Raw genomic sequence first — 11,533 nt, 5'->3', positions numbered from 1 at the left:
GAATGACAATTGTAGGTTTTACCCCAGGCTCGGTCTTGCCTCGGCTCGCCGCCGCCGAAGGGGCTCTTACCTTTTTCTTGATAAAAAGGTAACCAAAAATCAAGGCTTGCATCTTTTCTTGTAAAAACCTACGGAAATCTTTATCGCGACAGTATCTAGGCTCTTACCCTGGCTTATCCCTACGCACCCGCTTGATCCTGCCTTAGGCTGTGGGGTAATGATGAGGAGTGCACAGATTTCCGTGCTTTTTCCAGCGAAAATCTGCCAGGCCGGATGAGCAGGGAGCAGATAGCATAGTGGAGCGGATTTATCGCGATCAATTCATCCTCCTTGTATTTTTCTCCGGTTTTTTGTCATCCTGAGCGTAGTCGAAGGATCTCCTTCCATCATTTCCTAGGCCGGATAGCAGGGTGCAGATAGCGAGGGGCATCTTGCAGGGTGCGGTAATTTGTTTTTTAGCCCTTTCCCTTTCAGGGGAAAGGTGCCAATAGGCGGATAGGGGTTTAAGGCGCTCGCTATAGTACGGTCGTCATCCGATAGCTATCGGATCTAGCGCATGCGGGGACCTTAATGCGGTTGCTATTTTCTTGCCCTTCGCGCAGTCTTGCCTCGGTTGGCCACCGAATGGCTCTTACTTTTGGCTTGATCCAAAAGTAACAAACCTGAGCGCAGCGAAAGCATGCCTGCCGTTGAAAACAACAAACACTAAGGCATAACTGAAAGGCTTGGATCTGATGTCGGATAAATTCGTCAAAGCTTTTTTGGTCGCCAGCACAAGCCCCGATGAAGGATCGGGGAGGGCGTGCTGCCTCTGGGTAGTGTTAGGTTGAAAGGAAGTGCAAAAGCTTTAACGTCCTGAGCGTAGTCGAAGGGTCTCCTTCCATCATTTCCTAGGCCGGATAGCAGGGAGCAGATACAGGCATGAGTAGATTGATTCCTCTGGAGATTTGAGGGGGGCGTTGTATCGTCATTGCGAGGAGGAACGACGAAGCAATCTATCATGCTAGTGATCCTTGCTATATAGATTGCTTCGTCGGCTGAAAAAGCCTTCTCGCAATGACGAAATTTTTATACGAGACTTCTTATCGGTATTAACCTGCTCTGAACGACACCAAAATGAATTCGAGATAGATTTCAGTCATTTTCACTTCGCGTTCTTTGCGGTTAAATATTAGCTTAATCTTTACAACGAATCTAAAAAATCTAAATACAAAGGGACACTTTGTTCTACCCATTTTTCCGACGTGTTATACTCCATTCCATAATAAGCAAACAGGGGTTGGTAATCGGCTTTTACATATTCAAAAGAAAGTTCGAACGGACGGGTTAATTCTGCTAATGTATATTTATACTTTTCTGATGGGCGCAGTTCATGTTCTTCAACGCCTAATGAAATGGCCAGGGCGATTTTTTTGCCAGACAATTTATAACCGCTTTTGCTCCCATAGGCCCATCCATGAGTGAGTACTTCATCCATCCATTTTTTTAAAAGTGAGGGACAATTGAACCAATAATAGGGAAACTGGAATACAATTTTATCATGTAGTTCAACCAGCTTTTGTTCTGCTGTTACATCAATTTTTTCATCTGGATAGGCCTCATACAGTTGATGAACTACATATTTCTCGGGGTATTTATTTAATTCTTCAATCCACCGTTTGTTGATTACGGAGCTTTTAATATCGGGATGGGTTACAACGACTAATGTTTTCATTTTTACGGATTTTGATGATTATAAAGCGCAAAAATAGATGCATAACCGCTTATTTTGTAAATTAGCGACCAATTGTAAGGTACTATAAAAAATGTAAGTATGTCTAAGATCAAGGAAACCTCAACCAACTATGCTAACAAACAAGCTTTAGCTGATGAGTGTTTAGAGGTTTATTCTGCAAACATTATCGGCGGGCAATGGGCTTTAGTGATCTGTTCGTGGCTAATGAACGGTAAACTCAGATTCGGAGAGTTAAAACAACGTTTGCCAAATATTACCGAGCGAATGTTAACCTTACAGCTACGTAAATTAGAAGCGGATAAAATTGTTAAGCGAACCATCTACGCCGAAGTTCCGCTAAGGGTGGAATATGAACTAACCGCAATTGGTCTCGAATTGAGGCCAATTATTAATGAACTCGAAAGGTGGGGCGTAAAACATAAAAATCTGTTAGGGGAATAGTTTACCTGGTTGATTTAGACGCTCGCTATAATACGGTCGTCATCCGATAGCTATCGGATCCCGCGCAGGCGGGAAGCGGTATTGTTGCCTTTGAGGACTTTGCATCGTTGGGTTTTAAAGCTATGGGTGGGAACTCCCCTCCTTCAGGAGGGGTTGGGGGAGGTTTTGCCCTTCGCGCAGTCTTGCCTCGGCTACCGATGAAAAATCGGTACAGGTCTACCGTCGCCGAAGGGGCTCTTACTTTTGGCTTGGCCCAAAAGTAACAAAAACCCAAGGCTTGGAACTGATGTCGGATAAGCTAGTCGAAACTTTATTTGCAACAGCGGCTAGGAACGAAGAAAAATCGTTCTTGCCTCTGTTTTGGTTCTTTGGGTTAGGGAAAGATTGTGCACAAGTTTCAACTGCTTCTCCTTCCATCAGTTCCGAGGCCGGATAGCATGGTGCAGATAGCATGGAGCATACTGCAGGGTGCGTTGATTTGTTTTTTAGCCCTTTCCCTTTCAGGGGAAAGGTGCCGATAGGCGGATAGGGGCTCTACGCCCCTCTGTGTTTTACTTTGTGTCCTCTGTGGTTAATTCTTGAGTTTTAACCGATTTCAAAAACACAAAACCCACCACACCCGATAAAACTGATGCGGTTAAAATTGCAAACTTCGCTTCCGAAACATGTAGCACCTCGCTAAAAGAAAGCAGCGCAATAAAGATCGACATGGTAAAACCGATCCCGGCGAGCATGCCCAAACCTAAGATGTGTTTCCAACCTGCTCCGGTGGGTAAATCGGCCCATTTTAATTTCACGGCGAGCCAACTGAAAAAGGTAACACCAATGGTTTTACCCACGAATAAACCTACAATAATGCCGAGGCCTAAGGGAGAAACCAAGCCGGCCAGCATTTCTTTCTGGAAAGTGATATTGGTATTCGCCAAAGCAAAAATGGGCATAATGATGTAGTTGACTGGGGTGGTTAAAAAATGCTCCAGTTTTTCTAGTGGCGATTCTTCATCCGTTTCATTGGTCGGGATGGTAAAAGCCAGCAGTACCCCTGCAATGGTGGCATGTATGCCTGAGTGGTGGATGAAATACCACAGGAATATGCCTGGGATGAGGTAAAACACGAGTTTCTTTACGCCGAAATAATTCATCAGTCCTAAAAGAACAAGGATGCCCCCAGCCATGGCCAGGTATTCGAAATGAATCTGGTGGGTATAAAAAATCGCGATCACGAGAATGGCGCCGAGATCATCTACTATGGCTAAAGCAGCCAGGAATATTTTTAAACTAGTGGGTACGCTTTTACCGAGCATAGCGATAATGGCGAGGGCAAAGGCAATGTCGGTTGCCATGGGGATACCCCAGCCGCCGGCAGTTTCTGTGTCTTTATTAAACAGGCTATAAATTAAAGCGGGCACGAGCATGCCGCCTAAAGCTGCAATTACGGGTAGGGCTGCACTTTTAAGCGAGGAGAGTTCGCCTTCTACGAGTTCGCGTTTGATTTCGAGTCCTACGAGCAGAAAAAATATAGCCATTAAAGCATCGTTTATCCAGGCTAAAATGCTGTAGTTTACCGGGCCGAAGCCCAGTTTAATTTCGAGGAAACTGATGAAAGTATCTTTAGCAGATGAGTTGGCAATAATTAGGGAAATGGCAACGCAGATCAATAATATAAATCCGCCGATCTGTTCTGAGCGGAAAAATCTTTTAAAAGTATCCAGGTTGATGAGTTTGGCCATGAAGGTAAAAGTAGTGAAATGAAGGGGGAAAGGGGAAGTTTTTGTGAGGAAATGTAAGGTGCTAATGCAGTCGTCATTCTACTACAACAATAAATCCGTCATTGCGATGAGGCTTTTTCAGCCGATAGCCTGTCCCGAACTTTCGGGAAAGCAATCTTACTACTATGGGTTATCTGCGATTGATACGGCAGTGACTCCATCGTTTTTGCTTCTAACAATTTTCTGTCATCCTGAGGCACGAAGGATCTTTTACTGAAAGATTCTTCACTGCGTTCAGAATGACAATTGTAGGTTTTACCCCAGGCTCGGTCTTGCCTCGGCTCGCCGCCGCCGAAGGGGCTCTTACCTTTTTCTTGATAAAAAGGTAACCAAAAATCAAGGCTTGCATCTTTTCTTGTAAAAACCTACGGAAATCTTAATCGCGGCAGTATCGAGGCTCTTACCCCTTGCTTATCCCCTCGCACCCGCTTGATCCTGCCTTGGGCTGTGGGGTAATGATGGGGAGTGCACAGATTTCCGTGCTTTTTCCTGCGAAAATCTGCCAGGCCGATAGTAGGGTGCAGATAGCATGGAGCATATTGCAGGGTGCAGTAATTTGTTTTTTAGCCCTTTCCCTTTCAGGGGGAAGGTGGCGATAGGCGGATAGGGGTTTAAGGAAAGTAAGCAAAAAACACAGTTTAAAGATTTCTCCATTCCGCTGCGCTCCAGTCGAAATGACGATAATGCTTCTAAGATAAAAAAAGCCGCAGGTCCTTCGATCTGCGGCTTTTGTGTTGTTGCATTAAGATCCCCGCCTGCGCGGGATCCGATAGCTATCGGATGACGACCCTTCTTTTAAAATAAAAACTAAGGCTTCTTACCAATATTCACCCTGATATTTACTTCAAAATCACCATCGGTGTAACCACTAATGGCCGAGGTTGCCGTGTTGTAATAAGCCATAAAATATAAGGTCGATTTGTAATTCATGCCAAAACCAAACGTAGCGTTTTGTGTATTGTGGTACATGGCCATTACATATAATTTATCGTTGGCAAAATTTGCATTTAAACCGGCATCCCATAGGTTATCGTAATTTTTAATGCCCCTAAAAACACCTTTGGGTTCGAGGCTGATTCCGTTAATGCCTGATCCCAACATGAATTTATAACTCACCGCCGAATAAAACGTGGGTTTGTCGGCAAAGTTTAAATCATCTTTTCTGAAAACGGAACGCATATTCGGTACGGCACCTTCAACGGTTAATCCTTTCGAAGTATAAGAGATCCCGAAATCGCCATCTACATAATAACCCCTGTCGTTAAAACGGGCGATGGATGGGTCGTTAATGTCGCTGTTTCTTACACTGCTTAAATCCAGTTTATCCTGACTTGCGCCAAAAGAGATCCCGAAGTTTAATTTCTGATCGTCGCTGTTTAGCGGAAGGTGGTAGGCAAAGGTTCCAACGGCTTTGGTGCGTTGGATACCGCCCGATTTCTCGTTGTACACATTCACACCCCAGCCTACTTTGTTCACCTGCTGATCTAAGGTTACGCTTTGTGTAATAGGTGCACCTGGAATGTTCGACCATTGTTTGCGGAAACTTCCGTTGATGTTAAAACCTTCGTTAATACCCGCCATTGAGGGATTAACCAGGTAACGGTTCTGAAAATATTGCGCATTTAACGGAAGGATCTGTGCTTTAACCGAACCTAAAAATAATGTGCCTGCAGCAAATAGAAACGTTACGCGACGCATTTGCTTTATGTTTTTTGTAATTGCTCTCATGTCTGTAATTAGTCTCTAATGATGTTGATAAAACCTTTGAATGTACCGATGCCGCTACCTAAATCGATGATGTAATAATAGGTTCCTTCATTCAGCGGACTACCGTTTATGGTTCCGTCCCAATCGTTGGCATAGGTATGTTTGGTGTATAAAATCCGCCCGGCCTTATCGAATATTTTTAAGGTGTTGTTTGGATAATAATCGATGTTTTTTACGATGAATTTATCGTTATAACCATCGCCATTAGGTGTAACCACAGTGCTGGCTTCGAGTTTATAATCTTCTACTACGGTAATGGCAATGCTTTGATCGCTCACACAACCACTTGCATTGGTTACGGTAGCACGGTAAGTACCGCTCTGTTTCGGTCGGATGGTTAAGGCAGCAGTACTTTGTCCGCTAACGATATCCGAGCCTGTCCAGCTGTATTGTGTGCCGCCGGTAGCCGTTAAAATGATGGCATCGCCTTTAGAAATCGATAAACCTTTATTGCTGCTGATGGAAACCACTGGCAGGGCATTTACCGTTACCGTAGCTAATCCGGTTTGCGTTTGGGTAGCATAAACATCGGTCACGCTTACTAAATTGTAGGTAAATGTACCTGTTAAATTGGTTGGTACGCTAACTGTTGCAGTGGTTGAGCTTGTGCTTACCGTACGGTTGCTACCTCCATTAATGCTGTAAGTAAAGGTATAAGGTGCTGTACCAACCGAGCCTGTGAAAGTAATGTTTGGTGATGAACCGAAATTACATACGGATGTATTACCTGCAATGGTGGCTACCGGTAAAGGACGAACCGTTACCGTGGTTGAAACATTTTGTGCTTGTGCACTAAAAGCATCGGCAATGTTGGTGACGGTGTAAACGAATGTGCCCACCACATTGGTTGGTGCCGTTACTGTTGCGGTATTGCTTGTTGCCTTTAACGTTTGGCTGCTGCCGCCATTGATGTTATAAGTAAATGTAAACGGTGCTGTACCTGCGGTTGCCCTAAAAGTAATTACCGGAGCAGTGGCGTTTTGTGGAACAGCAACACTGGCACTTAGTGCGGCAACCGGTTTGGCGTTAATATGAAGATTGGCAGAATTGTAGTTGATGGTGTAATTACTACTCAAAGCCAGCGTTCCCTGCTGAATGGCGTAATCGCCTGCGGTTTCGCCCGTCACACGGCTTAATGCGCCTGTAAAAGCATCGGTACCAATTAATGCAGGACTGGAAACGTAGGTGAATGCGGGATCAGCTGTTCCTTCTAGCTTGGTTTTGGCATCTGCCATTACCGTAATGGCTTTAGGGGCAATGGTTAATACCTGTTGTTTGGCAACTGCCGGGTTAAAGAAAGTATCGCCCGGTTGATTGGCCGTAATGGTTACGGTACCTGCTTTTACAATGTGGATATCGTTATTGCTGATGGTGGCAATATTGGTATCGCTACTGGTATAAGTAATGTTGATGGCGGTATTATCACTCGTGGCCCCTGCAACTAAATCAGGATCGCCGTAAGTAGCCGTTCTTGTAGGCGCAAAGGTAATATTCTGGTCTTTTTTAACGGTAGCATCATCCCTGGTATACCAGATGGGAGAGGTAATGATCCGGCTTCCGTCGGCTTCCACAATATCAGCATAATAATAGCCTGTTGCCAGGTTGGCCAGGGCATTATCGGTATAGGTTAAACTTGCGGTTGGGCTGGTGGTTAATTCTACCGGGTTGGTACCGCTGCCTGGTGTTCCGTATAAAATTTTAATGCTGGTTACCGGACTTGTGGTAATCGAACTTACCGAGATTTGTGGCGCACCGGCTGTTTTAAATACACTGCCTACCGGTTGTTTGTTGATGGTGAAAACCACTTTGGCTGCCGAATCTTGTGATGCATAAAAACGCATCTTTTTAATGGCATCCAATAAATCGTTCTCGGTAAGGGCAGGAGCCAATACCACTAACCTGGCACGGGTGTGCTTACCAAAGGTTAAATTGTGGTTATCATGATCAATACTTGCACCAAGGTGATAACCCTTAGCCAGCATGCGGTTATAATAGCTCAAATAACTCATTGAGCTGGCGGGATCGGAATAGGTAACATTGGTTGAAAACGCAGGACCACTTTCTAAGGCCGAGCCTACAATGGCACTATCTGCACTTAAATCGTAAGTGGCCGAGATGTTGTTAAAATCGGTTGTATTAGGGTGAGCCAAAGTAGCTACGGCATTTAAACCATGGCGGTTAATAATCCTGAATAAACCCGCTGGCCCGGTATAAGTGCTTTTAGGTACATAAATCTGGTTTTCGCCGGGCTCCCAGCCGATCAGTGAATCGATCCCGTACACAATTACGTGTCCGCCGCCACTGATTACACCCCATTCCATACCGTGCAGCGCAACAAAAGTAGAAGTGGTTGCATTTTTGGCTGCAATGATACCTGGTTGCCAGTTGGCCAATGACATGCCTGCCTGGGTATGGTTATGCTCTGATATCCCAAGGAAATCGAGGTTCATCGCTGTTTTAGCAAAAGCATAATCATCTTCTGGTTTTTTAGTTAAATCGTCTTTATTTCCGTCAGAATAACTGCTGTGACTGTGTAAGTTACCGTAATAGAAGTTGAGTTTGTTTACATCAAGGATACCGGTTTTAAAGTTTCCTAAAAGCGGCTGTGCGGTTAAATATAAAGGGCCACCGCTGCAGGCACTGTTTACCGCATAGGTGAAAAAGTAATAATTGGTGTTCTGGGTTAAACCATTTCTGATAAATGAAGTGCCCGTTCCTCTTTTCACCACAATACCACCACCTAAAGCATCGCCTACATTATAAACCGTTTGGTTTACCGGTGCTGCGGTTAAGGTACTGCTGGTACTCATCACTACCAGGTATTCATCAGCTGCACTGGCGGCGGTGAAAGAAGCCTGGATAAAGTTATAGTTAGCAGAAGTAATGGTAAAACCTGTGGGCTGCGCCGTTGGAGTGGCACAAGGCAATAAGGTTTTAGTGCTTTGTGCTGCGGTTAAAATATTGGTGGTTAAATATTTCGGTCCGCCGGTACAAGAAAGGTTGTTTAACGGAACAATAAAATAGTTGTAAGTAGTAGAACTGTTTAAATTGTTATCGGTAAAGGTATTGTTTACAATTTTGTTAATTACCGTACCCCCACCAAAAGAAGAACCAATGGCATAAGCAGTACCATCAACCGGAAGCGCACTCAAAGTGGCATTTAAACTTCTGATGATCAGGTATTCGTTGGCATCGGCCGATTTAGTGAAAGCAGCGGTGATGCTGCCTGTAGTTACGGCACTGAAGGTTAATGCTGTTGCCGGACTGGTTGGCGCGGCGCAGGCAGGTAAGTTAGGTGGGAAATGTACGCCCAATCTATTGGCATCGTCATCGTCAATGGCATTTTGAACGGTAGCCAGTGGTGTTCTGGTCCAATCGTCGTCTACGTAAGTAGGACTAGGTGCGGTTACATTCAAACTTCTTACATAAGAAACATCTTTGGCGTTAACACCCTGCCCGAAAGCATCGATAATATTGTTATTGGCATCTAAAAGGGCTACACCATCGTTACCGTTAAAGTTGATTACGGTATTGCTGTTTAATACGGCACTGGCAGGACTTAGGTAGGGTACTTCGGTATTGCTGTTGCCCGTATTGCCCAAAAGTACGGAGCCATGGGCCGGAATGGTAAAGTTTAAGTTTACCGTTTGCGAAGGTGTACCAGTGATATTAATGTTACCCGCATCGCCCGAAATATTGTATAAAGCTAATTTTAACTGTGGTGATGCAGTATTGATCGGTGCATTGCTCAGGTTGGTTAACTCGATCCATTTGTTTACAGAAGTGCCCTCGTAATATTGACTGATGATTACCGGGGCGCTTACCAAAGGAGGATTAGCAGTGGTAGCATCTACCGGGGCAACTGTAGTTTGTAAATTGCCTGCTGCATCCTGTGCCACAACATATAAGGTATAACCGGTACCGATTGTTAAACCGGTGATGGATGCACTGGCATCGGTGTTGGCGGTGTTGGCAAATGATCCCGATTTTAAAGCTGCAGCACCCGTTCCATCCTGTGCGGCTTTCACCTGTGCAGGTGTTGGGGCAGTACCGCCAGTAAGGGCTAGCACATAATAAGTGGTACCTGCTTCGTTAATGTTGTTCACAAAATCGACTGAGGTAGTGGTAACCGTTGTTGTTTTGGGATAGGTTGCTGCCGTTACCGGTGGGGTAACATCTGCCAAACCCAATGTTGTTACATTTAAGAATGTAACTGAAGTTTGTAAATTAGGCGTGCTGGCACCATCTTCTGCCACCACATACACGGCATAATTTGTAGTTGCAGTTAATCCGGTAATGGATGTACTAACATCTGTATTGGCTGCATTGATCAAAGTGCCAGATTTAATTGCTGCAGTACCACTTCCGTTTAATCCAGCCTTTACCTGTGCAGGTGTTGGAGCTTGACTGCCTGATGCGGTAACAACATAATAAGTTTTACCCGGCTCATCGATATTATGGGTAAGGTTAAAAGAGGTTGAGGTAATATTTGATGTTTTTGGGTATAAGGCCGTATTTACAGGCGGGGTATTGTCTGTACCAGAAACTGAAGATCCGGAAATAACTACATCATCTATACTAAACGTACCTCCGGCAGCTTCGGCATTGTAACCATAAAAACGGAAGGTAGTTGCTGTAGAAATGCTGGTAAAGCCTGTTAAGGTAATGGTACTGCCAACCTCAGCAGTTGTTGCTGCATCCAGTACCTGAAATATGTTTCCCGTTACAACCTGAAGATCTGTATTGGCGGGCGATACTGTGGCTGGTAAGTTAGCTGCATAGCTGTCTTTACTCGATCGTACACTGTATTGCCTGATCCCGGTTCCTGAACGTTGCAGGGTGAATTTAATCCCTGTAATGTTTAGGGTGTAACCTGCAACAGGTGTAATGGTTACTTCGTAATACTTGGTTAAATCTATTGTGCCGGTAAAAACATCACTGGCATTGGTTGCCCCTGTAGGCTGACTGGTGAAAGAAAACCTTCCGCCTGCGTTAGGGTTTGCAGAAACAGCGCCATTAGCTGTAAAAGAACCAAAAGTAACTCCGGTTGCAGTTGGAGCCGGGGTAGGGTCCGTTTTACCTGTAGTGGTAGAAACGCTACCGAAACTGTAGGTTCCGTTAAAACTTTGGGCAAACAACGAAGTTGCCAAAAGCATTGTAGAACATAATAGTAAAAGTTTTTTCATATAAGTTTTTTAGGGATATGAAACGATGATTAATCTTTTTGAATAAGTTAGCGAAGTGGATTAAGCGTAATTGCTTTATTTTTCGGGAACGGCCCCGCGAGGATTTGAATGATTAGATAAACGTTTTGCCATACAGAATAATAAGGATTGTAATTAGAAGATTTTTGATCATTCAGCGCAAACCATCGTCACTACAGGGAAATATCTATAGCAATTGTGCGAAAATCATTGCCTGACAACGATTTTTTTTAGCTGGAAAGTTTTATTGGAGTAATTGTAGCGCCATATAGAATGATTAGGTTACGAAAATAAGCGTAGAATATTAATTCAGTATTAGAATGAGGTTAATTTTAGTTGTTTGTTTTGTTAAAAGCTTGTGGAGTACGGTATTAAAATATAAATTTATATATTTCTTTGGTATTTAGGTTGGATGTTGATAAATTTTAGGCTCCTATGCTGCTGGGAATTTAGTCTTTTCCCTTTCAGGGGAAAGGTTCGGATAGGGGTTTAAGGCGCTCGCTATAATACGGTCGTCATCCGATAGCTATCGGATCCCGCGCAGGCGGGAAGCGGTATTGTTGTCTTTGAGGAACTTTGTATCGTTGGGTTTTAGAGCTATGGGTGGGAACTCCCCT

At 44.2% G+C, this 11,533-nt stretch carries 5 protein-coding genes; 1 reads left to right on the top strand and 4 read right to left on the bottom strand.

Features of this window, described 5'->3' with window-relative positions; all coding sequences use genetic code 11:
- Positions 1-1,183: 1,183 nt before the first annotated feature.
- Complete coding sequence (locus tag ASU31_RS24540; RefSeq protein WP_057934885.1) at positions 1,184-1,714, bottom strand: NAD(P)H-dependent oxidoreductase; 531 nt, start codon at positions 1,712-1,714, stop codon at positions 1,184-1,186.
- A gap of 99 nt (positions 1,715-1,813) precedes the next feature.
- Here ASU31_RS24540 and ASU31_RS24535 point away from each other — a divergent pair, with 99 nt between their 5' ends.
- On the top strand, positions 1,814-2,176 hold the full coding sequence (locus ASU31_RS24535) for a winged helix-turn-helix transcriptional regulator (RefSeq protein WP_057934884.1): 363 nt from the start codon (positions 1,814-1,816) through the stop codon (positions 2,174-2,176).
- Positions 2,177-2,727: 551 nt separating this feature from the next.
- On the opposite strand, the gene nhaA is transcribed toward ASU31_RS24535, so the two are convergent.
- The 3 genes from nhaA to ASU31_RS24520 all read right to left on the bottom strand — a co-directional run bounded on the left by nhaA (position 2,728) and on the right by ASU31_RS24520 (position 10,898).
- On the bottom strand, positions 2,728-3,906 hold the full coding sequence (gene nhaA / locus ASU31_RS24530) for a Na+/H+ antiporter NhaA (RefSeq protein ID WP_057934883.1): 1,179 nt from the start codon (positions 3,904-3,906) through the stop codon (positions 2,728-2,730).
- An 846-nt stretch (positions 3,907-4,752) separates the two neighbouring features.
- Positions 4,753-5,673 carry a PorP/SprF family type IX secretion system membrane protein gene (locus ASU31_RS24525; RefSeq protein WP_057934882.1) on the bottom strand — a complete coding sequence of 307 codons (921 nt, stop codon included), beginning with the start codon at positions 5,671-5,673 and terminating at the stop codon, positions 4,753-4,755.
- 8 nt (positions 5,674-5,681) lie between these two features.
- Positions 5,682-10,898: a CehA/McbA family metallohydrolase gene (locus ASU31_RS24520; RefSeq protein ID WP_083505521.1), complete on the bottom strand. Its 5,217-nt coding sequence runs from the start codon at positions 10,896-10,898 to the stop codon at positions 5,682-5,684.
- Positions 10,899-11,533: the final 635 nt, after the last annotated feature.

Source organism: Pedobacter ginsenosidimutans, assembly GCF_001442625.1.
Taxonomy (GTDB): domain Bacteria; phylum Bacteroidota; class Bacteroidia; order Sphingobacteriales; family Sphingobacteriaceae; genus Pedobacter; species Pedobacter ginsenosidimutans.
The sequence above is the reverse complement of the archived record's forward strand: the minus strand, read 5'-3'. Positions and strand labels throughout refer to the sequence as shown.